Genomic DNA, 23812 nt, shown 5'->3' with positions numbered 1-23812 from the left:
AGCGGGCCGCGGCCGACAGCGCGTCTGAAACTCGCCGCTACGTCGCGGTGCGCCACACGCTGCAGATCTTCACCGCGGCCGATGGCGTCGAGGCCGCCTGGCGCGACGCCACCGACGCTTGCGCCGCCGCCGGCTGCGAGGTGCTGAACGCCGCGCTCGAGCGCAACGACGAGCGCCGCCCCGCCACCGCGACGCTCGAAGCCCGCGTGCCGCCCGAGCGGCTGCAAGCCTTCCTGGCGCACCTGGGCAGTCTCGGCCGCACCGGCCTGAACGCCCGCACCGCCGAGGACAAGACCGACACCGTGCTCGACACCGAGGCGCGCCTGAAGAACCAGACCGCGTTCCGCGACCACCTGCGCGTGCTGATGTCGACGCCCGGCGCGAAGCTGAAGGACCTGATCGAGGTCGAGCGCGAGCTGGTCCAGGTGCAGAGCGAGCTCGACAGCCTGGCCGCGCAGCGCAAGGTGCTGGCCAACGAGACCGACAAGGTGCACGTGTCGATCAGCTTCCGGGCGCAGCCGTCGGTCATCGAGACCGGCATGTGGGAGCCGGTCACCGATGCGCTGCGCAGCGCCGGCCATGTCGTGGCGGTGAGCGTCGGGGTGCTGATCACCGCGGCGGTCGGGTTGTTGCCGTGGATGGTCGTGCTGGGGCTGGCCGGCTGGGGCGTGCGCGCTGCCTGGCGTCGCCGGGCCCGTCGGCGCGGCTGACCGGGGCATGAAAAAAGCGGTGAGCGCTTTCGCACTCACCGCTTTCTGTCAGAGCTTGATCGGTCGGGAGGACGGATCAGTAGCCGCCGCGGCCACCGCTGCCGCCGCCACCACCGTAGCCGCCGCCACCGCCGGAGCGGCCRCCGCCACCACCGCCGTAGCCGCCGCCACCGCCGGAGCGGCTGCCACCACCACCGCCGCCGCCGTAGCCGCCGCCACCACCGCCGCCGAAGCCGCCACCACCGCCGGAACGGCCACCGCCGCCACCGAAGCCGCCCGGACGCTCTTCGCGCGGACGGGCCTCATTGACGACCAGCGCACGGCCGTCGAGGGCCTGGCCGTTCATGCCGTTGATGGCGGATTGAGCTTCGGCATCCGAGCCCATCTCCACGAAGCCGAAGCCCTTGGAGCGGCCGGTATCGCGGTCCATCATGACCTTGGCGGACGAGACGGTACCGAATTGTGCGAATGCTTGTTGGAGATCGTCGTCGCGAACGCTGTAGGCGAGGTTGCCGACGTAGAGTTTATTGCCCATGGAGAGCGCCTTTCTTTCCTGAAGTCACGAGAACCATGTGGAGCGTGTACCCATCCTGAACCATTCAAGTGAAGGCGCTGCTTCCAGACACAGAATTTTGATTATCGAGTAATTGCGCGAAGCGGTGCAAATTGTGGAAACCCCTTGCAAGGCGAGGGAAACGAAAAGTGTTGTCTGTACGCCGCAAGAAAGGTCCGATGAGCCCCCGCATTGCCAGTCTCGTGCCCAGCCTGACCGAGCTCGTCGTCGAACTCGGCCTCGGTCCGTGCCTCGTTGCGCGCACCGGCTACTGCGTCCATCCGGCGGCCGTCGTGCGCGGCGTGCCCAAAGTCGGAGGCACCAAGGCGGTGAACCTCGACAAGCTGCGGCGCCTCGCGCCCACCCATGTCCTCGTCAACGTGGATGAGAACCGGCACGACATCGTGCCGGCGCTGCACGAGATGGGTGCGCAGGTCATCGTCACGCACCCGGGTGGTCCCGAGGACAACCTCGCGCTGGTCGACCAGGTGGCGACCGTGTTCGACGACGAGCCCGGCGTGCGCGAACGGGCGCGCTCGCTGCGCGAGGCCTTGCAGCACGAACTAGGGGAAACCCGTGATGACCCATGTCAGTCGCAGCGCGTGCTCTATCTGATCTGGCATGACCCGTGGATGACGGTCGCACGCAACACTTACCTGTCGCGCATGCTGGCGCGCATCGGCTGGCACACCGAGCCGGCGGTCGATGGCGGCCCGCACGGTGCGGCGCGCTACCCGGCGCTGCGTGGCGACGAGCCCTGGCTTGCGCAGGTGGAGCGCGTGCTGCTGAGCTCCGAGCCGTTCGCGTTCGGCGACGCGCACGCCGTGCAGGCCCGGGCGCTGTGCCCGCGGGCGCGCGTGCAGCGGGTCGACGGCGAGCTGCTGAGCTGGTACGGGCCGCGCGCGGTGCCGGGGCTGCGCTACCTGCGCGAACTGGCGCACAGCTGAAGGCGCGCCCGCGCCCTCAGAATGCCGCATGGACATCTACAAGCCGCTGATCGCCCTGCTCGCCATCGTGAACCCGATCGGCGTGATCCCGTTCTTCATCCACTTCACCGGGGGTTTCACCCGCGAACAGCGCCAGCGCACGATCCGCGTCGCCGCGTTCAGCGCCTTCATCGTGATCGCGGTCAGCGCGGTGGCCGGGTTGAGGATCATCGAGTTCTTCGGCATCTCGCTGGCGTCGTTCCAGGTCGGCGGCGGCACGCTGTTGCTGATCTCGGCGCTGCAGATGCTGAACGCCCAGCCCGCCGAGACGCGGCAGGAGGACGTCACCGAAGGCAACACCAAGGTCGATGCCGGCGACAGCATCGCGGTGGTGCCGTTGACGATTCCGCTGCTGACCGGCCCGGCCACCATCTCGACGATGGTGATCTACGCCGACAAGACGCGGCATTGGTGGGAGATCGCGGTGCTGGTCGGCTACGGCGTGGTGATCGGGATCGCCGTGTGGCTGGCCTTCAGTGCATCGGGCCGCATTGCACGGGTGCTCGGCAAGACCGGCATCAACGTGATGACGCGGCTGATGGGGCTGATCCTCGCGGCGCTCGCGGTCGAGGTGATGTCGGACGGGCTGGTGAAGCTGTTCCCGATCCTCGCGAGCAGCATCCACTGAACGGCTTCATCGACCGGCTTCACCCACGCTTCATGGCGGCTTCACCTGGGCTGGCCACAGTCCGCGGCTTCAACTCCTGGAGCCCGCATGAAGCCCCCACCGCTGCTCGTCAAGGCCGCCGCCATCGGCGCGATCGCCATCCTGTTGTCCGTGGCCCTGGCCCGTATCGGCGACCTGGTCGATGAACGCCAGCGGCGCCTCGCCGAGGCCGAACTGAACGTCGAGCAGAGCCAGGCCGGCCGCCAGACGCTGGCCGGCCCGCTGCTGCGCATGCGCTGCACCGAAGCCTGGGACGTGCAGTACGGCAGCGGCCCCGCCGCCCGCAGCGGCACCGAGAAGCGCGAGTTCATCGTCACCAGCGTGCCGGCCCGGCTCGACGTGGTCGCGACCGCGACGATGGAGCCGCGCTACCGCGGCCTCTTCAAGGTCAACACCTACGGCCTGCACGCCGAGATGGAAGCCACCTGGGCGCCGGTGCGCCCGCCGCTGAGGCACGCGAATGCGCGGCTGCAGTGCGACACACCGACGCTGCAGGTCGAGGTGGCCGATCCGCGCGGCATCCGGCGCGCCGACCTGCGCGTCGGCAGCGACCTGCTGGCCGTGCAGCCGGGCACCGGCGACGAGAAGAACCCGCAAGGCTTCCGGGCGCGCTTGCCCGAAGGCTGGCTGCGCGCCGACGTGCCGCCGGTCGTGAAGCTGTCGCTCGACCTGGCCGGCACCAGTGCGCTGGGCTGGGTGCCGCTGGCGCGCGAGAACCATGTGCAGCTGTCGTCGAACTGGCCGCATCCGTCGTTCGGCGGGCGATTCCTGCCGACGCGGCGCGACGTGCGCAAGAACGGCTTCGACGCCACCTGGGACGTCTCCGCGCTCGCCACCGGCATCGCGACCGGCCTGTCGAGCGAGGACACCGCGGCGGCGCAGGTGCCGCTGACCGCATCGGCGGCCGCGGTCGTCGACGACAGCCGCGAGAAGCGCACGTCAGAGTCCTTCGACGTGTCCTTCATCGACCCGGTGAACCCCTATTCGCTGAGCGACCGCGCGATCAAGTACGGCCTGCTCTTCATCGGCCTCACCTTCGTCGCGGTCGCGATGGTCGAGCTGCTGCTGCGCCGCCGCGTGCACCCGGTGCAGTACCTGCTCGTGGGCTGCGCGATCAGCATCTTCTTCCTGCTGTTGCTGGCGCTTTCCGAGCACTTCGCCTTCGCGCTGTCGTATGCCATCGCGGCCAGCGCCTGCGCCGGGCTGCTCACCTTCTATGGCCGCCACATGCTGGGCGGCTGGCGCGCCGGCGCGCTGTTCGGTGCCGGCATCGCCGGCCTGTACGGCGCGTTGTACGTGCTGCTGCAGATGGAGCAAAGCTCGCTGCTCACCGGCGCGGTGCTGCTGTTCTGCGTGCTCGCGGGCGTGATGGTGGCGACCCGGCGGCTCGACTGGCACGGCCTGGCCGAAACAAACTTGCAACAAGTGGAAGCGCCTTAGCGCAACAACTTGGCAGCGGAGCGCGGTCGGCGCGGCGTCCGCGCCACCCAGGCAGTCGTACCATGCCGCACCATGAATGTGCTCAGCTTCGACAGCTTCGGTGCGCCGGATGTATTGCGCTATCGCCCGCATCCCGACCCGACGCCGGGGCCGGCCCAGGCCCTGGTGCGCACGCGCGCCATCGGCCTGAACTTCGCCGACGTCTATCGGCGCAAGGGCACCTACCACCTGGCCGGCTCGCCGCCGTACATCGCCGGCTATGAAGGGGCCGGCGAGATCGTCAGTGCGCCGGCCGGCAGCGGCTTTGCGGCCGGCGACCGCGTCGGCTTCGCCGACATGCCATTCGCCAACGCCGAGCTGGTGGCGGTCGATCTCGCGAAGCTGATCCCGCTGCCCGACGACATCGGCTTCGACACCGCGGCGGCCGTGCTGCTGCAGGGGCTCACCGCGCAGTACCTGGTGCGCGACAGCCATGCGCTGAAACCCGGCGAGCGCGTGCTGGTACATGCCGCGGCCGGCGGCGTCGGCGGGCTGCTGGTGCAGCTGTGCAAGGCGCTCGGCGCGCGCGTGATCGGGCTCACGTCCAGCGAGGCCAAGGCCGCGCAGGCGCGCGAGGCCGGTGCCGATGCGGTCGAGCTGTATTCGCAGGACTGGGTCGCCGCCGCGCAGGCCTTCGCGCCGGGCGGCGTCGACGTGGTCTACGACTCGGTCGGGTCCACGCTCGTGCAGAGCTTCGCCGCGGCCCGCACCGGCGGCCACGTCGTCTTCTACGGCATGGCCGGCGGCGACCCGCCACCGGTCGACCCGCGCATGCTGATGGACACCTCGAAGTCGCTCACCGGCGGCGACCTGTGGAACGTGCTGACCAGTGCCGACGAGCGCCGCAGCCGCGCCGGCGAGCTGTTCGGCTGGGTGCGCAGCGGCCGGCTGCGCGTGCCGGTCGACTCGCGCTTCGCGCTGGCCGACGGCGCCCAGGCGCATGCCCGTCTCGAGAGCCGCGCCTCGACCGGCAAGGTCCTGCTGATTCCCTGAGCGGGCCGTCACGATGCGCGAGATCACCTACGACTACATCGTCTGCGGGGCCGGCACCGCGGGCTGCCTGCTGGCCAACCGGCTGAGTGCCGACCCGACCAAGAGCGTGCTGCTGATCGAGGCCGGCGGCAACGACGACTACCTGTGGATCCACATCCCGGTCGGCTACCTGTACTGCATCGGCAACCCGCGCACCGACTGGCTGTTCCAGACCGATGAAGACCCGGGCCTGAACGGCCGCTCGCTGCGCTACCCGCGCGGCAAGGTGCTGGGCGGCAGCTCCAGCATCAACGGCATGATCTACATGCGCGGCCAGGCGCGCGACTACGACCAGTGGGGCGCGCTCGGCAACCCCGGCTGGAGTTGGCGCGAGTGCCTGCCGTTCTTCAAGCAGCACGAGGATTTCCACAAGGGTGCCGACGAGTTCCACGCCGCGCCCGGCTTCGACCGCAGCGGCCAGCGCGCCGGCGGCGAATGGCGCGTCGAGAAGCAGCGGCTGCGCTGGGAGATCCTCGACGCGTTCGCGCAGGCGGCGCAGCAGGCCGGCATTCCGCACAGCAACGACTTCAACCGCGGCGACAACGAGGGCGTCGGCTACTTCGACGTCAACCAGCGCAGCGGCATCCGCTGGAATGCCGCCAAGGCCTTCCTGCGGCCGGTGCTGCGCCGGCCCAATCTGCAGGTCTGGACCGGTGCGCAGATCGCCCGGCTGCTGATCGAACCCGGGCCGAGCGACGGCTCGTGGGATGGCGTGCCGGAGGCGAACGGCGTCGAGGTGATCCCGCAAGGCGGCGGCGAGCGCGTGCGCGCCCGCGCGGCGCGCGAGGTCATCCTGTGCACCGGCGCGGTCGGCACGCCGCAGCTGCTGCAGCTGTCGGGGATCGGTCCGCGCGCGCTGCTGCAGCAGCATGGCGTGATGGTGATGCGCGACGCGCCCGGGGTCGGCGGCAACCTGCAGGACCACCTGCAGATCCGCGCCGTCTACGAGGTCGACGGCGTGCGCACGCTGAACGCGATGGCGAACTCGCTGTGGGGCAAGGCGATGATCGGTGCCGAGTACCTGCTGCGCCGCAGCGGCCCGATGAGCATGGCGCCGTCGCAGCTCGGTGCGTTCACGCGCAGCGACCCGTCGCAGCCGCACGCCAACCTGCAATACCACGTGCAGCCGCTGTCGCTCGATGCGTTCGGCCAGCCGCTGCACCGCTTCAATGCGTTCACCGCCAGCGTCTGCAACCTGAACCCGACCAGCCGCGGGCGCATCGACATCCGCAGCGCCGACGCCGCCACCGCGCCGTCGATCCGCGCCAACTACCTCAGCACCGACGAAGACCGCCGCGTCGCGGCCGGGTCGCTGCGCGTCACCCGCCACATCGTCGCGCAGCCGGCGCTCGCGCCCTACCACCCGAAGGAGGTCCGGCCCGGCGTGCAGTTCCAGAGCGACGCCGAGCTCGCGCGGCTGGCCGGCGACATCGGCACCACCATCTTCCACCCGGTGGGCACCGCGAAGATGGGGCCGGCCAGCGACCCGGACGCGGTCGTCGATGCGCAACTGCGCGTGCACGGCGTCAAGCGGCTGCGCGTGGTCGATGCCAGCGTGATGCCCACCATCACCAGCGGCAACACGAATGCGCCGACGCTGATGATCGCCGAGCGCGCTGCCCACTGGATCCGCGCGGAAGCGACCGGCACGTGACGCTCGCCCTCGCCATCAACGCCTGCGTGAACCTGATCGTCGGCTGGGCCATGCTGCTCGCCTGGCGCAGCGACCGCGCGCAGATGTTCTCGCGCGACCTCGGCTGGGCCTTCGCGAGCCAGGCGATGATCCCCGCCGCCTACCTGATGCAGGCGCAGAACCACGGCGCCGTCGCCGCACTGGGCACGGTCGTGATCGTCGGCGTGTCGGCGCTGTACCTGACGCTGCTGCTGCTGGGCAGCGCCCGCCTGGCCGGCCGCACGCCGACGCGCGTGCAGGGCTTCGCGCTTGGCGCGGTGCTGCTGCTGGTCGCCGCGCTGCTGGTGCCGCTGAACGTGCAGGCGGCACAGGCGGTCAGCGCGAGCCTGCATGTCGCGGCCGGCGTGGTTGCGACCGTCTGGCTGTGGCGGCAGGGCGGCTCGGAGCGCCTCGCCGGGCTGCTGCTGATGCTGCTCGGCATCAACCAGTTCACCTTCGTGTTCTGGGGCGCGGCCGGCATCACGGTGCAGGCTACGGTGGCGGCGATGCTGAGGCTGACGCTCGGCTTGGCGTTGCTGCATGCCGCGGTGCGCCGCTCGCACGAGGAATCGGGGCGGCTGCGCGACCGCTTCCTGCAGCTCACCGAGCATTCGCACCAGGGCGTCGCGGTGGTGCGCGGCGAGGACCTGCTGTATGCCAACCCGGCGCTGCTGAAGATCTACGGGCTGGGCTCGCTGACCGAGGTGCTGACGCTGTGGCGCGAGGCCACGATGCCGCCCGAGGAACGCGAGCAGGCGCGCGACCGCCACCGCAAGATCATCGCCGGCGAGTTGACGCAGGCCAGCTGGCAGGGGATGCGCTACCGCTTCGACGGCACGCCGATCCAGCTGCGCTTCAGCGCCTGGCGCATCGACTGGGACGGTCGCCCGGCCGAGCAGGTGGTGGTCAGCGACGAGACCGCGCAGCACGATGCCGCGCAGGCGATGCTGTACCAGGCGACGCACGACGAGCTGACCGGGCTGCCGAACCGTGTCGCGCTGCTGCAGCGGCTGCGCGACCTGTGCGCGGCCGAGCTGCCGACGCCGTTCGCGCTGGTGCTGATGGACGTCGACCGCTTCAAGCTCTTCAACGAGGCGCACGGGCCGTCGATCGGCGACGCGGTGCTGCGCTCGCTGTCGGCCGCGTTGCAGCGCGCGCTGGCCGGGCGCGCCGAGGTGATGCGCCTCGGCGAGGACGAGTTCGCGCTGCTCGCGCCGGGCAGCGAGAGCGACCGCACCGCGCACAGCGTCGCGCAGGCGGTGCGCCAGATGTTGATGCAGCCGCTCGCGCTGCCGCAGCACGAGTTCTTCCTCGATGTGTCGATGGGCATGGCGACCTACCCCGCCACCGCGCGCGAGCCGGAGGCGCTGCTGCGCGCGGCCAATGCGGCGATGCACGAGGCCAAGCGCACGCCCGGCACCTCGGTGCAGTTCGCCGAGGAGCGCTTCGAGCGCGGCTCGGGGGCATCGCTCGATGCCGAGCAGGCGCTGCGTGCCGGCATGAAGAACGACGAGTTCTGCCTGGTCTACCAGCCCAAGGTCGATGCGCAGAACAAGATGCTGGTCGGCTTCGAGGCACTGGTGCGCTGGGACCGGCCGGGGCTCGGGCGCATCAGCCCGATGGAGTTCATCCCGGCGGCCGAGCGCACCGGGCTGATCGGCCCGCTGGGCAACCTGATCCTGACGCAGGCCTGCCAGCAGATCTCGGAGTGGCGCGGGGCGTTCGGCAAGATGGTGCCGGTGGCGGTGAATGTGTCGCCGCTGCAACTGCTCGACCCCGGGTTCCCGGAGCTGGTGCTGCGCACGCTGCGGCACTTCGACGTGCCGCCGGCGCTGCTGACGCTCGAGATCACCGAGAGCGCGGCGGTGACCTACATGGAGCAGGCGCGCGAGCAGATCCGGCAGATGCGGGCGCACGGCATCGAGGTCGCGCTGGACGACTTCGGCACCGGCTTCTCGTCGCTGAACATGCTGCGCAGCCTGCCGCTGCGCACCGTCAAGATCGACCGCAGCCTGATCGACCCGATGCCGGCACCCGATGCGACGGCAGTCGTCAAGGCGATCTGCGACCTGGCGTCAGCGCTGCGCCTGGACGTGGTGGCCGAAGGTGTCGAGACGCGTGAGCACGCGCGGGCCGCCACCGCGGCCGGCTGCGACGTGCTGCAAGGCTACCTGTACGCCCGCCCGCTGTCCCCCGCCGACGCCGCGCGCTGGCTGGGCGAAATGCGCAGCCCGGATGCCAATCCGGGGCCTGTCGCCATCACGCCACCTCAGGCACCCAGTCAGAGCTTGTAGTCGAGCGACACCGCGACCGTGCGCGGCGCGCCGTAGATCGCGCCGTAAGCCAGCCCGGTGACGTACTTCTTGTCGAACACGTTGTTGACGTTCAAGCGCACGGTGGCGGCCGGCGTCAGCTCATACGCGGCGAACGCGTTGGCGACCAGGAAGGCCTCCTGCTTCGCGCTGCCGATCTTGCTGACCTCCGACTGCCAGCGGCCGCCCGCGCCCACGCGCAGCGCCGGCAGCATCGGCACGCGGGTGTCGGCGCGGAAGTTGAACGTGTTGCGCGGCACCCATTCATAGATGTCGTTGCCGTCCGGACCGGTCAGGATCAGGCGGGTGTAGCCTAGCGTCAGCTTGGTATCCTTCGCGATGCGGCCGGTGGCTTCGATTTCGTAGCCCTTGGACTTCACGTCCTTGCCCTCGTACCAGCTCTGGCCGTTGAGCGGGCTGTTCTCGTCGGTGATGGTGCCGACGAAGGTCGCCAAGCCGTTCTGTTTTGTGCTGAACACCGCGAAGGTGGTCAGCAGCGCCTTGTCCAGCCACTCGGCTTTCACGCCGACCTCGGTGTTGACGCCCTTCATCGGATCCAGGTACTTGCCGTTGATGTCGGTCTGGTCCTGGTTCTGGAAGATGTCCGAGTACGACACGTAGCCGAGCACATCGGACGTGAAGTCGAAGGTCAGGCCGACGTAGGGGCTCGTCTCCTTCGTGACGGGGTAGTCGGTGTTGGTGGCGGTGCTGCCGTAGATCGAGGCACCCTCGCGTGCGAGGCGGACGGCATTCACGCCGAAGACGCCCTTCAGCGAATCGGTCAGCGCAATGTGCGAGGCCGCGTACAGGCGGGTCAGCGTCTGCTCGCCGCGCGTGCTGGGCAGGCGCGGGCCCCACTCCGGTTCGGCATACACGTCGCCGCCATACGGGAAGGCCGGCAGCGGGTCGGCAGCGTGGGTCAGCGGCTCGTAGCTGTCGACGGCGGTTTTCTCCCGCGACTGGCTCAGGCCGACCAGCAGGCTGTGCTTGCGTCCGAAGGCCGAGAACTCGCCGTTGAGGTTGATGTCCAGCACGTGGTTGTCCGAGCTGCCCTCGCTGCGATAGGGCAGACCGACCAGGCCGGTGTTGTCCGGGTTCAGCACGCCACTGAGCGAGTACGCATACAGCAGGCGCGTCGATTCGTTGCCGTGGCGGTAGTTGTAGGTCGCCTTGGCTTCCCAGTCGGGCGTCAGGTGGTGGGCGTACTCGACGAGGGCGTTGTACGACTTGTTGTTCCAGTAGGTCCAGTTCTGCGAGGTGGACGAGCCGACGTCGAAGTCGGCCTGCGTGCCGTCGGAGCGCAGCAGGGTCAGCGAGCCCCACATCGGCGAATCCTGCTTCGCGTCGACGGCGGCGACGCCCAGCGTCAGCACGCCGTCGGTGCCGATCTGGCCGTCGACCACGCCGTAGAGGGAGGTGCGCTCGTTGTGCAGGTCGCGGATCCAGGAGTCCTTCTCCTCATGGGCGACGACAAACCGGCCGGCCCAGGAGCCGTCTTCGGCCAGCACCTTGTTGTAGTCGAGCGCCACGCGCTTGAGGCCGTAGGAGCCGAACGACACGTTGGCCTCGCCGCCGTCCTCGTTCTTCGGGCGCTTGCGGATGTAGTTGATCGTGCCCGACGCGTTGCCGACACCGGTCAGCAGCCCGTTGGCGCCGCGGATCAGCTCGATGCGCTCGAACAGGAAGGTGTCCTCGCGGCCGACGACGGTGCCCCAGGAGTTGGTCATGCCCAGACCGTCGACCTGCGTCAGCTGGATCTCGACGCCGCGCGCATTGAAGGTCGCCCGGTTGGTTTCGTACTGCTCGACGTTGATGCCGGTGGCCAGGCCCAGCGCTTCATTGCTGCCGGTCAGGCCGAAATCGGCCATCTCGCCCTGGTCGATGGTGCTGATGGTCTGCGGCGTTTCCTTCACGTCCATCGGCAGGCCGGTGGCGCCCTTCGAGACGCGGTGGGCGCGCTTGCCGGTCACGGAGACCTTGTCGAGCGTGGCTTCTTGCGGCTTGGCCTCTTGCGCCCGGACGTCACCGAGCGCCACGCAGGCCGCGAATGCGCAGGCCGTCATCAGGAATGGTTGCTTCACTGCTACTTCTCCAACGTTGAGATCGAATTGCGTTTCGCCGCCGGCTCTTTCCAGGCAGGGGTGGACCACGCGGTCCGAGGGCGGACGCGTTCTGCGTTGGAGGGCGGGTGGGTTCGGCCGGCGAGATCCGTCCCAGGCTCGAGGCGGGACGATCGCCGGCGTGCGGCTAGAGGCGGTGGGCCGTGGCTCCCATTCGCCGAGTTTACGAGCGAATAGGAATCGTTCTCAACAAGTCGTTCTGAAAATCCGAGGGATGTCGGGTTCGCGCGACGCGGGCCGGAGGGGCCCGGGGCCGATTCAGTCTGCTTCCGGACGCACCAGCAACACCGGCACCGGCGAGCTGCGCAGGATCTGCTCGGCATCGCTGCCCAGCAGCCAGCGCCCGACACCGCGGCGGCCGTGCGTGCCGACCACCACCACGTCGGCGTGCCAGGAGCCGATCTCGTCGACCACCACGTCGGCGAGCCGGCGCTGCAGGGTCTCGAACAGCGCGACCTCGGCGGCCACGCCCGCCGCGTCGGCGCGCGCCTTGCCTTGGGCCAGCACCTCGTTGCCGGCGCTCTTCAAGACGCTGGCCACRTCGCCCGCATAGCCGCCGAAGCCGGTCGCGAAGCTCAGCTCGTCGACCATGTGGATCAGGCGCAGCGTCGCGCCGGTCAGCTTCGCGAGGCGGATCGCTTCATCGAGCCCGCGGGTGGAGGTGGCACTGCCGTCGATCGGGACGAGGATGCGTTGGTACATGGAGGCGCCTGTGTGCGAGAAGACGGGATGGGCAGCGTCGAGCTATTGCTTCAGCGCCGAGTCCCAGTGCTCCGCGATCTTGCCGTTCTCGATGCGGAACATGTCGAACCAGGTGGTGGTGTACTTCTTCGTCGAGTCCTTCGGATCCGTTTGTTCGTGAACGATGCTGAGCGTCACGAACTGGCCTTCGGCTGTGATCGAAACGAGTGGCGCTGCGACGCGCGGCGCGATGGGCCTTGGCTTGCGGACCTTGGCGAAGAACTCAATGAACGCGGCACGCCCGGTCGACACGTTCGGGTTGTGCTGGATGTAGGTTTCCGCCATGTACTTCTCGGCAAACTCCATGTGACCGGCCTCCAGAACCTCGCGCCAGAAGTCGTAGACCAGCCGCTTGTTCTCAGCCAGTCTGAGGTCTGCGCTGGCCAGCAACGCTGCATGGTCGGCATTGGCTTGAACCGCGACCTGAGCACGCGCTGGGGCATGCGCTGCCAGCGCAAGGAGGGCTGCGAGAAGGTAGTGGCGTGGTGGCATGGGGGCGATCGTTGGGGGCATGCGCCCGGCGGTTGGGAGGGGTTGCCGCGAGGCTATCACGTGCGAATCGATGGTCGGAGCCTCGGTATGGCCGGCCAGGAGCAGTCGTCGGCGATAGACTGCTTCGCCGCAGGCGATCGCTTGGCTGGACCGGTAGGCGAGCGTTCGAAAGTCGCGCACTCATAGGTGCCATAAGGGAAGGACGCGCGCTGCACGGGCCGGGTTGCGCGCGAACTCTGCATCGAACACCTTCGCCATCTTGGCCAGGCCGATGACGTTGTTGATGATCAACGTCGGCGCCTCGCTGTTCAGGCTCCGGAGGGGTCGAGGAATACGAAGAGAGAGTGGATGCGGCTGCCCTCGAAGTGCGCGACATCCGTGCCGGTGACGACGGCAGGACCGTTGGGCGGGCCGCAGTGCCACTGCAGCCGGCCGACACCGTGGTGCCCGACCGCAGGACCCGTCGCGGAGAAGACGAACGCCGGCGGCAGTTTGGTGAGCAGCGTGCCCACGGCTTCGGAGATCGCGCCGTGGCCTGTGGAGGACGCATGCGGCTCCTGCAGCACCGCGTCTTCGGCATAGAGCTCGCGGATCGCCGCGAGACGCCGCCCGGCATCGCGCTCGCCGAACACGCGCGACAGGTTCGCCTGCATCAAGCCGTCGTAGTTGATGGTTGCCGTGGACTTCAGTGGGTCGGTCATCATTTGCCTCTCGAAACCAGGGATCCTGATACCGCAGCAATGATGTCAGGCGTTGCGCTGAAATGCACCCACTGGTCGCCCGGCATTTCGCGTCCCCTCGTCCAGCGCGCTATCGAAAACTCACTCTGCATCGGCATGATTGATGCCTGAGTTCCTAGCCCCGAACACGTAAGGCCTCCGAATGCCACTGCCGCTGTGCATCAGCAGCCATCGCAACGACAGGATCGTCCGAACGCGCGACGAACTCATCGCCGCACTTTCGACAACGGACAGTAGAGGGGGAGGAGAGTTCTGGCTGACCGCACTTGGCCAAGATTTTCCCAGTTTGGTTGTGCGCATCAGCGCAGGCCAAGCTGACCTGCACTTCTTTCCGGCAGAGGGCAACCCGGGCTTCAGGCGTCTGGCTGATCATCCTCTCCCAGAAGATGTGCTGTTTCAGTTCGAAGGCTGCGATCCCAGCGACGGCGAGTGGGCCCCGGGAAGCTTTGTGATTCCGCAACCTGAGGCATTGGCAGTCGTGGACTATTTCGTGGAGCACGGGAGCATGTGTGAGCCGGCACGATGGCTTCAGTTGTAGCCCGGCGTTTCACCGCCGGTCCCAAAGGTCCGTGTCCGGCCAGGAGCTGTCGCTGGCCTGCGTCCGCTTCCGGGGCGCACCGACGGCCTATCGGGCGGTCCGTCGCATGCTCAAATGTTGGACAGAAATCGTTCGTGATCGGCATACAAGACTTTAGGCATCATGGTCGACCTTATTCGCTGGCTCAAGCGCAACTCACTCACAGCGGGAGACTCTGCCGTCGGCGAAGGGTACGTTTACGTGTCCGCCGACGACACCAACCCAGTGCTCGGCTCAATGAGACCAAACATTCGAGTTGGCGGCGTCAGCGACAGCCCTCCTTGGATCGTCGTAGACCATTCGCCTCGGTCCGTGATCCTGGCGCGATGGCCCGGGCGCCTGTGGAAGGTTCAGATTCTCCGCAAGGCCTCGGAGCAGCCCCGCGCCTACGCCGCATATACCCGCGCAACGGCTGTGCAAGTCATCGACGAAATTCCACTTGCTGACTTGTTCGTACACAACGGTCCGGCGGTTGTGAGGTTCTTGAATCGCGTGTCGCAGCTCACTGCCGCACAAGTTGAAGCACTCGGGCGCGAGCAGGATGAGGAAGCAACTGACATTAACAGCCTGGTCTGGGACCGCTGGCTTGCCGAAACGGATGTGTCCTCAGACTTCATTGGTGCGACTCACACAGGAACCATCGCCATCGGCTCCAAGGCCCCGCACTCGCCTGTCGGCAATGCTCCGTCGGTTCTGCATACCCAGCTCACTAACCTAGCGCGTCAACTGGTTGGCGATGAAGCCTTTGTCACCGAAGACGAAGAGCAGTACTTCACTCCAACATGGGCGACCGTGGCCGCAAATCTGCAGCACGGACTCTTTGCCACGGGAGTCCAGGAGCGGCTGCTCAGTCCAGCCGAGAGAGCTGTGCTTGCCAGGGTATGCGCACACGCACTCCCGCGCGATGACGCCTAAACCACTCGCTCAACCGGACCCGCTACGGCAAGCACCGTAAGCCCGACCTGAGCCGCATGTAGCGTCATCTCAGCCTGGGCTTACGGTGCTTGCCTCCGCGGTCCGGTTAGCTTGAACGTTGAAAGTCAGCTTTCCTGCCGTTCACTCAGGCTAGACCGATTTCCGCTTCGGGTCGATTTGAGTCAGTCAGCGGGCCAGCCTGAACCCGCTTCATCGCAAACCGCAGATCGAGCCGCGTTATCCCCAGCGGACCGCCGCCGACACTGCGGCCCACGATGTCCCAGGTTCTCCCGTTGTCCCGCCATGCCGATGCGCATGAGCGAATCACCGCCGCCACCGCCACCCTCGTCCAGCAACTCGCCGCCACTGCGGTCGAACGCGACCTGGCCGGCGGCCATGCCGCCGCCGAGCGTGAACACATCCGCGCGAGCGGCTTGCTGACCCTCACGATCCCGCGCGAGCCCGGCGGCCTCGGCGCCGACTGGCCCACCTTCTACGGCGTGCTGCGCCAGCTCGCGCAGGTCGACAGCGCCCTCGCCCACTCAGGTGTGATCAGCGCGAGGCGAACGAGGGGCCGGCAGCGATCGTCGCGGCGGTGATCTCTTTCAGCCGGGTCGCCCCGCTTTGACGCATGATGGTCTCGAACTCCCGCTGCAGGATGCCGAGCACGGCCGCGACGCCCGGTTCGCCGAAGGCCGCGAGCCCCCAGCAGTAAGGCCGCCCGATGCCGACCGCCGTCGCGCCCAAGGCCAGTGCCTTGTAGACGTCGGTTCCGCGTCGCACGCCGCCGTCGACCAGCACCGGGATCTTGCCGGCGACCGCCTTGACGACCTCGGGCAGCGCGCCGATCGTCGACTGGAAGCTCTCTTCCGCGCGGCCGCCATGGTTGGACACGATGATGCCGTCGACGCCGGCCCGCACCGCGCGAGCAGCGTCCTCACCGGTCATGATGCCCTTCAGGACGACCTTCGCCTTGGTCGCGGCGCGCAGCCTGGCGACGAAATCCCAGGTCATGCCCGTCCCGTACAGGTTGGTCACGTGCGACACGTCGATGTCGTTGAACGCGGGCTTGCGCGAGACCTCGTTCTTGAAGCCGCCGGCATGGCAGGCGACGCACTGCCGGTCGTCCTGCCTGCGCGCACGGAACAGCGTCTCGGTGTTGCGCCCGCCCTGCCGGTCCACCGTCAGCACGATGGCGGTCACCCCGGCCTCTTCGGCACGCCTGACGAGCGCCCGCGTCACGTCCCAGTCGTCGGTGGGATAGAGCTGGAACCAGATCGGGGCGCCGTGCGCCTTGGCCACGTCGGCGGCCGACGAATTGCTGGAGGTCGACAGAACCATCAGTTGCTTCTTCGCGCCCGCCGCGCGTGCGACCGGGATCTCAGCTTCGGGGTGGAATGCACCCTGGCTGCTCACGGGCGACAGAAAGATCGGGCTGGCGTACTCGGCGCCGAACAGGCGAATCCGCGTGTCGATCTTGCGCGCGTCGACCAGCCGCCGCACCTTGATCCGGAGCTTGTCGTAGTCGTCATGATTCGCGCGCAGCGTGGCGTCGTCATCGACGCCGGTGGCCAGATAACCCCAGTGCGCAGGAGCGCCCTGGGCCTGCAGCGCCTTTCGCGCCGCCGGCTCGAAATCCATCAGGTTGAGCGCGTCTTCGGGCGATTCGATGATGTCGCCGACCTTGCGTGTCTGGCCGCGCAGCACGTCATAGCTCTGCGCCGACGCCGCATCGGTCAGCGTCGCCGCCAGGGCGGCGATCACGCCCGGGGCTGCGGAGCCGGCCAGCAAGGGACTGCCTGCCAGGAACTGCAGCAAGCGGCGGCGAGCCCGCGCGCGATCGGCGAGAGCAACATGGGTGCGTGAGACGTTCAAGGGTGCTTCCTCATTCATGCGGCAACGGATGGTCGGGGACCACGTGAACGTGAGTATCCTGATTTTCTGAAGCTCATGTTCGAAGAGCTTGAACGAAGCGCTTCTGCCCGCTTCATTGCAAACCGCAGATCGAGCCGCGTTTTCCTTCGTTCGCCGCGCGATGTCCGCCCTCGACACTGCGGCCCACGATGTCCCAGGTCCTCCCGTTGTCCCGCCATGCCGATGCGCATGAGCGAATCGCTGCCGCCACCGCCACCCTCGTCCAGCAGCTCGCCGCCAGCGCGGTCGAGCGCGACCGGGCCGGTGGCCATGCCGCCACCGAGCGCGAACACATCCGCGCGAGCGGCCTGCTGACCCTCACGATCCCGCGCGAACTCGGCGGCCTCGGCGCCGACTGGCCCACCTTCTACAGCGTGCTGCGCCAGCTCGCGCAGGCCGACAGCGCGCTCGCCCACCTGTTCGGCTTCCACCACCTGCAGCTTGCCGGCGTGCTGCTGTACGGCAACGCCGACCAGCAACGCACGCTGCTGCGCCGCACCGTCGACGAGCAGCTCTTCTGGGGCAATGCGCTGAACCCGCTCGACAAGCGCGCGGTCGCCCGCGAGGTCGACGGCGGCTTCGTGATCGACGGCTTGAAGAGCTTCGCGTCGGGCTCGGTCGGCTCCGACCAGCTGACGATCTCTGCCTGGCACGAGCCGACGCAGACGGCGCTGATCGCCGCGCTGCCGACAAGGCGCGACGGCGTCAGCGTGCAGGCCGACTGGGATGCCTTCGGCCAGCGCCAGACCGACAGCGGCAACGTCGCGTTCAACGCGGTCCGCATCACGCACGACGAGGTGCTGCAGGCGCCCGGCGTCGTGCCCGGCGTGCGCGCGACGCTGCGCTCGCAGGTGGCGCAGCTGATCATGACGAACCTCTACCTCGGCATCGGCCTGGGGGCGTTCGGCGAGGCCCGGCACTACACCCGCGAGTCGAGCAAGCCGTGGTTCGCGTCCGGTGTCGCGCAGGCCGGCGACGACCCGTTCATCCAGCACCGCTACGGTGAGCTGTGGATGCTGCTGCGGCCCGCGATTGCCTTGGCCGACGCCGCAGCGCTGCGGCTCGACCAGGCGCTGCGCCAGGGCCCGGCGCTGACGGCCACCGAGCGCGGCGAGGTCGCGATCGCGGTGGCCGAGGCCAAGGTGCTGTCGCACCGCGCCGGCATCGAGGTCAGCTCGCAGCTCTTCGAGCTGACCGGCGCGCGCTCCACCTCGCAGCGCTTCGGGCTCGACCGCTTCTGGCGCAACGCGCGCGTGCACACGCTGCACGACCCGGTCGACTACAAGCTGCGCGACATCGGTCGCTACGTGCTGAACGGGCAGATCCCCGATCCGACGGCCTATTCGTGATCCCCTCATGAGCAAGATCCAGAACCTCGACCCCGGCCTGCCGCCGCCGCTGATCCGCCTCGACGGCTTGAGCAGGGGCTTCGCGCTGCCCAACGGGACCCGCTTCAACGCGGTGAAGAACGTCTCGCTGCAGGTGCGCCAGGGCGACATCTTCGGGCTGGTCGGCAAGAGCGGCGCCGGCAAGTCGACACTGCTGCGGCTGATCAACCTGCTCGAGCGGCCGGACCACGGCAGCGTCGCGATCGACGGCCGCGAGCTGACGGCGCTGGGCAAGCGCGAGCTGCGCGAGGCGCGGCAAGGCATTGGCATGATCTTCCAGCAGTTCAACCTGCTGCAGAACGCCAGCGTGTTCGACAACGTCGCGTTCCCGCTGCGCATCCACGGCCGCTGGCGCGCGGCCGAGATCGCGCAGCGCGTGCACGAGTGCCTCGCGCTGGTGGACCTCGCCGAGAAGGTCGATGCGCACCCGGCCCAGCTGTCGGGCGGCCAGAAGCAGCGCGTCGCGATCGCCCGCGCGCTGGCCTCGCGGCCGTCGGTGCTGCTGTGCGACGAACCCACCTCTGCCCTCGATGCCGAGACCACGCAATCGCTGCTGGCCACGCTGCGCGACATCAACGCCCGGCTCGGTGTGACCATCGTGATCGTCACGCACGAGCTCGCGGTGGTGCACACGCTGTGCCGTCACGTCGCGGTGATCGAAGACGGCGCGGTGGCCGAGCAGTTCGCGCTGGCCGAGACCGGCGCCGCGCGCAAGACCGTGCTCGGCCGCGCGCTCGCCCGGCTGGTGGCCGCAGCGCCGCAAGACGAGGCGGTGGCGTATGCCTGAGAACATCGTCGCCATCCTCCCCGAGCTGGGCACCGCGCTCGGCCAGACGCTGCTGATGCTGGCCATCGGCCTGTCGGCCGCGCTGCTGCTCGGCGGGCCGCTGGGCATCTGGCTGTTCCTGCTCGGCCCGGGCCAGTCGCTCGCCAACCGGCCGCTGTTCGCGGTCGTCAACTGGCTGGTGAACACCGTGCGCTCGTTCCCGTTCATCATCCTGCTGGTCGCGCTGGTGCCGTTCACCCGCGTGATCGCCGGCAGCTCGATCGGGCCGGTGGCCGCCGCGGTGCCGCTGTCGTTCGCCGCGATCCCGTACTTCGCCCGCCTGGTCGAGCAGAACCTGCGCGACGTGCCGCGCGGCGTGATCGAGGCGGCGCATGCGATGGGCGCCTCCGAGCTGCAGATCATCTGGCGCGTGCTGATCGTCGAGGCGCGCTCAGGCCTGGTGCTCGCGCTCACCGTGCTCGCGATCAGCTTCCTGTCGTACTCCGCGGTGGCCGGCGTGGTCGGCGGCGGTGGCATCGGCGACCTCGCGATCCGCTACGGCTACTACCGCTTCCAGACCGACGTGATGGTGTTCACCGTCGCGATCCTGATCGTGCTTGTGCAGGCGATCCAGCTGGTGGGCAACACCATCGCGCGCCGGCTCGACAAGCGCTGATCCCCGAATTTCTTCCTCTCTTCCTGGAGTCGTACTCATGTTGTTCGCACGCCGCTCGCTGCTGGCCCTCGCCCTTTCTGCCGTCGCGCTCGGCGCGGCCGCCCAGCAGAAGAAAGAGATCGTGTTCGGCGCCACCGCCGGTCCGTACGCCGACCAGATCAAGCTCGGCATCAAGCCGCTGCTCGAGAAGAAGGGCTACGTCGTGAAGATCGTCGAGTTCAACGACTACATCCAGCCGAACCACGCGCTGGCCCAGGGCGCCCTCGACGCGAACGCGTTCCAGCACATCGTCTACCTGACGAAGTTTGCGACCGAGAACAAGCTCGCGATCAGCGAGCTGCTGAAGGTGCCGACCGCGCCGATCGCGATCTACAGCCGCAAGCACAAGACGCTGGACGTGAAGGAAGGCGCCGTCGTCGCGCTGCCGAACGACCCGACCAACGCGGCACGCGCACTGGTCGTGCTGCAGGAGATCGGCTGGGTCAAGCTGCGCGAGGGCACCGACCCGATCCGCGCATCCGAGAAGGACGTGGCGATCAACATCAAGAAGATCAAGCTGGTGCCGATCGAGGCCGCGCAGTTGCCGCGCTCGCTGGACGACACCGACTACTCGTTCGTCAACGGCAACTTCGCGCTCGCGTCCGGCCTGAAGCTGACCGAGGCGCTCGCGCTCGAGAAGACCGGCCCGACCTACCAGAACGTGGTGGCCGTGCGCACCGCCGACAAGGACACGCCGTGGGTCAAGGACATCGCCGAGGCCTACCGCTCGAAGGAGTTCCTGGCCATCACCGAAACGAAGTTCGCCGGCTTCGTGAAGACCGACTACCAGCAGGCACTCGCAAGCAAGTGATCCGCTTCAACGCCTTCCAGATGAACACGGTCGGGCACCAGTCGCCCGGGCTGTGGGCGCACCCGCGCGACCAGTCTTACCGCTACACCGACCCGGACCACTGGGTCGAGCTCGCGCAGCTGCTGGAGCGTGGCCGCTTCGACGGCGTGTTCCTGGCCGACGTGCTGGGCGTCTACGACGTCTACCAGGGCGCCGCCGACGCCGCGCTGCGCCACGGCGTGCAGGTGCCGCTGAACGACCCGCTCGCGCTGGTGCCGCTGATGGCGCAGGCGACGCAGCAGCTCGGTTTCGGCGTGACCTGCGCGCTGACCTACGAGCACCCCTACCCGTTCGCGCGCCGCATCAGCACGCTCGACCACCTGACGCGCGGGCGCATCGGCTGGAACATCGTCACCGGCTACCTCGACAGTGCCGCGCGCAACCTGGGCTTGCCGCAGCAGGCGGCGCACGACGACCGCTACGACGTGGCCGACGAGTACCTGGAGGTCGTCTACAAGCTGTGGGAGCACAGCTGGCAGGACGATGCGGTGGTGCGCGACAAGGCGCGCGGCGTCTTCACCGACCCGGCCCGCGTGCACCCGATCCGCCACCGCGGCGAGCACTACCAGGTGCCGGGCATCCACCTGTGCGAGCCGTCGCCGCAGCGCACGCCGGTGCTGTACCAGGCCGGCACCTCGCCGCGCGGCAAGGCCTTCGCGGCGCGCCATGCCGAGTGCGTGTTCGTCAGCGGGCCGAGCGTCGCGGTGGTCCGCAAGTATGTCGACGGCATCCGCGCGGCCTTGGTGGCCCAGGGCCGGCCGGCGAACGACGTGCTGATCTATGCGCAGGCGTTGATCATCACCGGCGAGAACGAAGCCGCTGCGAAGGCGAAACACGCCGAGTACCGCGAGCACGTCGACCTGGAGGCCTCGCTCGCGCTGTTGTCGGGCTGGACCGGCGTCGACTTCAGCCGCTTCGCACCGGACGCGACGGTCGAGTACATCGACACCGAAGCCGGCCGCAGCGCGCTCGCATCGTTCAACCAGGCCGACCCGACGCGGGTGTGGACGGTGCAGGAGGCCGCGCAGTTCATCGGCCTCGGCGGCCGCGGGCCGGTGATCGTCGGCGATGCGGTGCAGGTGGCCGACGAACTGGAGCGCTGGGTCGAGGCGACCGGCGTCGACGGCTTCAACCTGGCGTACGCGGTGGCGCATGAATCGATGCGCGACGTCGTCGAGCACGTGGTGCCCGAGCTGCAGAAGCGTGGCCGCTACCGCCGCGAGTACGCCGGCGGCACGCTGCGCGAGCAGCTGTTCGGCCGCGGCCCGCGGCTCGGCCGGCAGCATGCGGCGCACCAGGTGCGCATCGACGCGGCGCAGGCCGCTGCCTGAATTCCCTCCTCGAAAGTCTTGCGATGAAACGCCGTACCGCCCTGAAAGCCGCCGCCGCCGTGTTGGCCGCCCCTGCCCTCGTGCGCGCTGCCGACGCCAAGGAGCTGCGCCTCGACTACGCGTACTACTCGCCGTCCAGCCTGGTGCTGCGCCGCTTCGGCTGGCTCGAAGAAGACTTCAAGCGCGACGGCGTCAACGTCAAATGGGTGCTGAGCGCCGGCAGCAACCGCGCGCTCGAGTACCTGAACAGCAACAGCATCGACATCGGCTCCAGCGCCGGGCTGGCAGCGCTGCTTGCCAAGGCCAACGGCAACCCGATCCGCACGCCCTACATCTTCTCGCGCCCGGAATGGACCGCGCTGGTCGTGCCGAAGGGCTCGCCGATCAAGACGCTGGCCGACCTGAAGGGCAAGAAGGTCGCGGCCACCAAGGGCACCGACCCGTACCTGTTCCTGCTGCGCGCGCTGCACAGCGTGGGCCTGAAGCGCAGCGACATCGAGCATGTCGCGCTGCAGCATGCCGACGGCCGCACCGCGCTCGAGCAAGGCCGCGTCGACGCCTGGGCCGGGCTGGATCCGCTGATGGCGGCCAGCGAGCTGGATGCCGGCTCGACGCTGCTGTACCGCAACGTCGCGTTCAACACCTACGGCTTCCTGAACGTGCGCGAGGACGTGCTCGCGCAGCGCCCGAACGACGTGAAGCGCGTGATCGCGGCGTACGAGCGCGCGCGGCTGTGGATCCTCGCGAACCAGAGCGAGGCCGCGAAGATCCTGTCCGACGAGGCCAAGGTCAGCCTGCAGGTCGCGCTGCTGCAGATCAAGCTGCGCACCGACCTGAGCAACCCGCAGCCGTCGGCCGAGCATGTGAAGGCCCTGCAGGCGGCGGCGCCGATCCTGCTCGACGAGCAACTGGTCAAGCCGGGGACCGACCTGAATCGCACGATCGTCGAGCTGGTCGACACCCGCTTCGCGACCGGCGTGATCCAGCGTGCCGCCTGAGCTGTCGCTGGCGGCTGCGCCGGCACCGTCCACGGTGCAGGGCTCGCGTCGCCGACGCCGCTGGCGCCTGCCGGTCGGCCTCGTGCTGCCGGCCGTGGTGCTCGGCGCGATCGAACTCGCGGCCGCGCTCGGCTGGTCCGGCAGCCGCGCGCTGCCGCCGCCCAGCGAGGTGCTGCGCACGCTGATCGGCCTGGGCGGGCAGACCCTCGGGCTGCATGTGCTGGCCAGCACCGGCCGCGTCGCCGCGGGTTTCGCGCTCGGCAGCGGGCTCGCGCTTGCGGCCGGCTCGGCGGTGGGCCTGTCGCAGCGCGTGTCGGACTGGCTCGATCCGAGCGTGCAAGGCTTGCGCGCGATCCCGTCGCTCGCCTGGGTGCCGCTGCTGCTGCTGTGGCTGGGCATAGCCGAGACGCCGAAGATCGTGCTGATCGCGATCGGCGCGTTCTTCCCGGTTTACCTCGGCGTGGCCTCGGGCTTCCGGGGCGTCGACCGCAAGTTGGTCGAGGTGGGCAGGCTGTTCGGCTTCTCGCGCTTGACGCTGGTGCGGCGCGTGCTGCTGCCGGCCGCGCTGCCGTCGGTGCTGACCGGTCTGCGCAACGGCCTCGGCCTCGCGTGGATGTTCATGGTGGCCGCCGAGCTGATCGCCGCGAGCAATGGCCTGGGCTACCTGTTGACCGATGGCCGCGAGACCGGCCGTGCCGACATCGTGCTCGCCGCGATCGCGCTGCTGGCGCTGCTGGGCAAGCTGAGCGATGGCGCGATGCGCGCGCTGGAGCGCCGGCTGCTGGTGTGGCGCGACGGGTTCGAGCCCGGCGCCTGATTTCCTCCTTCTTTCAACTCGAATTCCAACCTGAACG

The 23812-nt window shown here is 68.8% G+C and carries 23 protein-coding genes; 17 read left to right on the top strand and 6 right to left on the bottom strand.

What is annotated here, in order from left to right:
* On the top strand, positions 1 to 710 hold a 710-nt coding region (locus ACXJLU_RS08330; RefSeq protein WP_457329968.1), incomplete at its 5' end, for a DUF4349 domain-containing protein.
* 76 nt (positions 711 to 786) lie between these two features.
* Here the strand turns inward: ACXJLU_RS08330 and rbp are convergent.
* The gene (gene rbp, locus ACXJLU_RS08325; RefSeq protein ID WP_457329967.1) at positions 787 to 1245 is read right to left on the bottom strand and encodes an RNA-binding regulator; all 459 of its coding nucleotides are present in this window, start codon (positions 1243 to 1245) and stop codon (positions 787 to 789) included.
* A gap of 197 nt (positions 1246 to 1442) precedes the next feature.
* On the opposite strand from rbp, the gene ACXJLU_RS08320 reads away from it, so the two are divergent.
* From ACXJLU_RS08320 to ACXJLU_RS08295, 6 genes are all read left to right on the top strand, one after another.
* Positions 1443 to 2210, top strand: coding sequence for a helical backbone metal receptor (locus tag ACXJLU_RS08320; protein ID WP_457329966.1), 768 nt, complete (start codon positions 1443 to 1445; stop codon positions 2208 to 2210).
* Positions 2211 to 2238: 28 nt separating this feature from the next.
* Entirely contained in the window at positions 2239 to 2877 is a 639-nt protein-coding gene (locus tag ACXJLU_RS08315) for a MarC family protein (RefSeq protein WP_047503815.1), read from the top strand.
* Between the two features lie 87 nt (positions 2878 to 2964).
* The gene (creD, locus tag ACXJLU_RS08310) at positions 2965 to 4356 is read left to right on the top strand and encodes a cell envelope integrity protein CreD (RefSeq protein ID WP_457329965.1); all 1392 of its coding nucleotides are present in this window, start codon (positions 2965 to 2967) and stop codon (positions 4354 to 4356) included.
* A 72-nt stretch (positions 4357 to 4428) separates the two neighbouring features.
* Positions 4429 to 5388 carry a quinone oxidoreductase family protein gene (locus ACXJLU_RS08305; protein ID WP_457329964.1) on the top strand — a complete coding sequence of 320 codons (960 nt, stop codon included), beginning with the start codon at positions 4429 to 4431 and terminating at the stop codon, positions 5386 to 5388.
* A 13-nt stretch (positions 5389 to 5401) separates the two neighbouring features.
* Positions 5402 to 7081 carry a GMC family oxidoreductase gene (locus ACXJLU_RS08300; protein ID WP_457329963.1) on the top strand — a complete coding sequence of 560 codons (1680 nt, stop codon included), beginning with the start codon at positions 5402 to 5404 and terminating at the stop codon, positions 7079 to 7081.
* Positions 7078 to 9393: a putative bifunctional diguanylate cyclase/phosphodiesterase gene (locus ACXJLU_RS08295; RefSeq protein ID WP_457329962.1), complete on the top strand. Its 2316-nt coding sequence runs from the start codon at positions 7078 to 7080 to the stop codon at positions 9391 to 9393. The genes ACXJLU_RS08300 and ACXJLU_RS08295 overlap by 4 nt, the downstream gene beginning before the upstream one ends.
* Here ACXJLU_RS08295 and ACXJLU_RS08290 read toward each other — a convergent pair.
* From ACXJLU_RS08290 to ACXJLU_RS08275, 4 genes are all read right to left on the bottom strand, one after another.
* Positions 9381 to 11492, bottom strand: a complete 2112-nt coding sequence (locus tag ACXJLU_RS08290; RefSeq protein ID WP_457329961.1) for a TonB-dependent siderophore receptor — start codon at positions 11490 to 11492, stop codon at positions 9381 to 9383. The genes ACXJLU_RS08295 and ACXJLU_RS08290 overlap by 13 nt on opposite strands.
* 297 nt (positions 11493 to 11789) lie before the next feature.
* Positions 11790 to 12233, bottom strand: coding sequence for a universal stress protein (locus tag ACXJLU_RS08285; protein WP_457329960.1), 444 nt, complete (start codon positions 12231 to 12233; stop codon positions 11790 to 11792).
* Positions 12234 to 12275: 42 nt separating this feature from the next.
* Positions 12276 to 12764: a nuclear transport factor 2 family protein gene (locus tag ACXJLU_RS08280; protein ID WP_457329959.1), complete on the bottom strand. Its 489-nt coding sequence runs from the start codon at positions 12762 to 12764 to the stop codon at positions 12276 to 12278.
* Between the two features lie 308 nt (positions 12765 to 13072).
* Entirely contained in the window at positions 13073 to 13465 is a 393-nt protein-coding gene (locus ACXJLU_RS08275; protein WP_457329958.1) for a nuclear transport factor 2 family protein, read from the bottom strand.
* A gap of 181 nt (positions 13466 to 13646) precedes the next feature.
* Here ACXJLU_RS08275 and ACXJLU_RS08270 point away from each other — a divergent pair, with 181 nt between their 5' ends.
* The 3 genes from ACXJLU_RS08270 to ACXJLU_RS08260 all read left to right on the top strand — a co-directional run bounded on the left by ACXJLU_RS08270 (position 13647) and on the right by ACXJLU_RS08260 (position 15595).
* The gene (locus ACXJLU_RS08270) at positions 13647 to 14042 is read left to right on the top strand and encodes a hypothetical protein (protein ID WP_457329957.1); all 396 of its coding nucleotides are present in this window, start codon (positions 13647 to 13649) and stop codon (positions 14040 to 14042) included.
* Positions 14043 to 14204: 162 nt separating this feature from the next.
* Entirely contained in the window at positions 14205 to 14996 is a 792-nt protein-coding gene (locus ACXJLU_RS08265; protein WP_457329956.1) for a hypothetical protein, read from the top strand.
* 275 nt (positions 14997 to 15271) lie between these two features.
* Complete coding sequence (locus tag ACXJLU_RS08260) at positions 15272 to 15595, top strand: acyl-CoA dehydrogenase family protein (protein WP_457329955.1); 324 nt, start codon at positions 15272 to 15274, stop codon at positions 15593 to 15595.
* Here ACXJLU_RS08260 and ACXJLU_RS08255 read toward each other — a convergent pair.
* Positions 15549 to 17048: an alpha-hydroxy acid oxidase gene (locus ACXJLU_RS08255; RefSeq protein WP_457329954.1), complete on the bottom strand. Its 1500-nt coding sequence runs from the start codon at positions 17046 to 17048 to the stop codon at positions 15549 to 15551. The genes ACXJLU_RS08260 and ACXJLU_RS08255 overlap by 47 nt on opposite strands.
* A gap of 11 nt (positions 17049 to 17059) precedes the next feature.
* Between ACXJLU_RS08255 and ACXJLU_RS08250 the strand changes: the two genes are divergently transcribed.
* Genes ACXJLU_RS08250 through ACXJLU_RS08220 form a run of 7 tightly spaced genes read left to right on the top strand, consistent with a single transcriptional unit; the run spans position 17060 to position 23775 of the window.
* Positions 17060 to 18259: an acyl-CoA dehydrogenase family protein gene (locus ACXJLU_RS08250; protein ID WP_457329953.1), complete on the top strand. Its 1200-nt coding sequence runs from the start codon at positions 17060 to 17062 to the stop codon at positions 18257 to 18259.
* 7 nt (positions 18260 to 18266) lie between these two features.
* Positions 18267 to 19085: a methionine ABC transporter ATP-binding protein gene (locus tag ACXJLU_RS08245; protein ID WP_457329952.1), complete on the top strand. Its 819-nt coding sequence runs from the start codon at positions 18267 to 18269 to the stop codon at positions 19083 to 19085.
* Entirely contained in the window at positions 19078 to 19740 is a 663-nt protein-coding gene (locus tag ACXJLU_RS08240; protein ID WP_457329951.1) for a methionine ABC transporter permease, read from the top strand. The genes ACXJLU_RS08245 and ACXJLU_RS08240 overlap by 8 nt, the downstream gene beginning before the upstream one ends.
* 37 nt (positions 19741 to 19777) lie before the next feature.
* Positions 19778 to 20590: a MetQ/NlpA family ABC transporter substrate-binding protein gene (locus tag ACXJLU_RS08235; protein WP_457329950.1), complete on the top strand. Its 813-nt coding sequence runs from the start codon at positions 19778 to 19780 to the stop codon at positions 20588 to 20590.
* Positions 20587 to 21960 carry an LLM class flavin-dependent oxidoreductase gene (locus ACXJLU_RS08230; protein ID WP_457329949.1) on the top strand — a complete coding sequence of 458 codons (1374 nt, stop codon included), beginning with the start codon at positions 20587 to 20589 and terminating at the stop codon, positions 21958 to 21960. Before ACXJLU_RS08235 ends, ACXJLU_RS08230 begins: the two co-directional genes overlap by 4 nt.
* 23 nt (positions 21961 to 21983) lie before the next feature.
* The gene (locus ACXJLU_RS08225; RefSeq protein ID WP_457329948.1) at positions 21984 to 22958 is read left to right on the top strand and encodes an aliphatic sulfonate ABC transporter substrate-binding protein; all 975 of its coding nucleotides are present in this window, start codon (positions 21984 to 21986) and stop codon (positions 22956 to 22958) included.
* A complete protein-coding gene (locus ACXJLU_RS08220; protein ID WP_457329947.1) occupies positions 22948 to 23775 on the top strand; it encodes an ABC transporter permease in 828 nt (275 codons plus the stop codon). Before ACXJLU_RS08225 ends, ACXJLU_RS08220 begins: the two co-directional genes overlap by 11 nt.
* Positions 23776 to 23812 lie beyond the last annotated feature (37 nt).

It is taken from the genome of Rhizobacter sp. P5_C2 (assembly GCF_054049715.1).
This window is presented reverse-complemented; position numbering and strand designations above follow the sequence as displayed.

Excerpts from the sequence above, each read along its gene's own strand:
- ACXJLU_RS08320 (WP_457329966.1), top strand. The coding sequence starts at position 1,443 with ATGAGCCCCCGCATTGCCAGTCTCGTGCCCAGCCTGACCGAGCTCGTC.
- ACXJLU_RS08315 (WP_047503815.1), top strand. The coding sequence starts at position 2,239 with ATGGACATCTACAAGCCGCTGATCGCCCTGCTCGCCATCGTGAACCCG.
- creD (WP_457329965.1), top strand. The coding sequence starts at position 2,965 with ATGAAGCCCCCACCGCTGCTCGTCAAGGCCGCCGCCATCGGCGCGATC.
- ACXJLU_RS08305 (WP_457329964.1), top strand. The coding sequence starts at position 4,429 with ATGAATGTGCTCAGCTTCGACAGCTTCGGTGCGCCGGATGTATTGCGC.
- ACXJLU_RS08300 (WP_457329963.1), top strand. The coding sequence starts at position 5,402 with ATGCGCGAGATCACCTACGACTACATCGTCTGCGGGGCCGGCACCGCG.
- ACXJLU_RS08280 (WP_457329959.1), bottom strand. The coding sequence starts at position 12,764 with ATGCCACCACGCCACTACCTTCTCGCAGCCCTCCTTGCGCTGGCAGCG.
- ACXJLU_RS08275 (WP_457329958.1), bottom strand. The coding sequence starts at position 13,465 with ATGACCGACCCACTGAAGTCCACGGCAACCATCAACTACGACGGCTTG.
- ACXJLU_RS08270 (WP_457329957.1), top strand. The coding sequence starts at position 13,647 with ATGCCACTGCCGCTGTGCATCAGCAGCCATCGCAACGACAGGATCGTC.
- ACXJLU_RS08265 (WP_457329956.1), top strand. The coding sequence starts at position 14,205 with ATGGTCGACCTTATTCGCTGGCTCAAGCGCAACTCACTCACAGCGGGA.
- ACXJLU_RS08260 (WP_457329955.1), top strand. The coding sequence starts at position 15,272 with ATGTCCCAGGTTCTCCCGTTGTCCCGCCATGCCGATGCGCATGAGCGA.
- ACXJLU_RS08250 (WP_457329953.1), top strand. The coding sequence starts at position 17,060 with ATGTCCCAGGTCCTCCCGTTGTCCCGCCATGCCGATGCGCATGAGCGA.
- ACXJLU_RS08245 (WP_457329952.1), top strand. The coding sequence starts at position 18,267 with ATGAGCAAGATCCAGAACCTCGACCCCGGCCTGCCGCCGCCGCTGATC.
- ACXJLU_RS08240 (WP_457329951.1), top strand. The coding sequence starts at position 19,078 with ATGCCTGAGAACATCGTCGCCATCCTCCCCGAGCTGGGCACCGCGCTC.
- ACXJLU_RS08235 (WP_457329950.1), top strand. The coding sequence starts at position 19,778 with ATGTTGTTCGCACGCCGCTCGCTGCTGGCCCTCGCCCTTTCTGCCGTC.
- ACXJLU_RS08225 (WP_457329948.1), top strand. The coding sequence starts at position 21,984 with ATGAAACGCCGTACCGCCCTGAAAGCCGCCGCCGCCGTGTTGGCCGCC.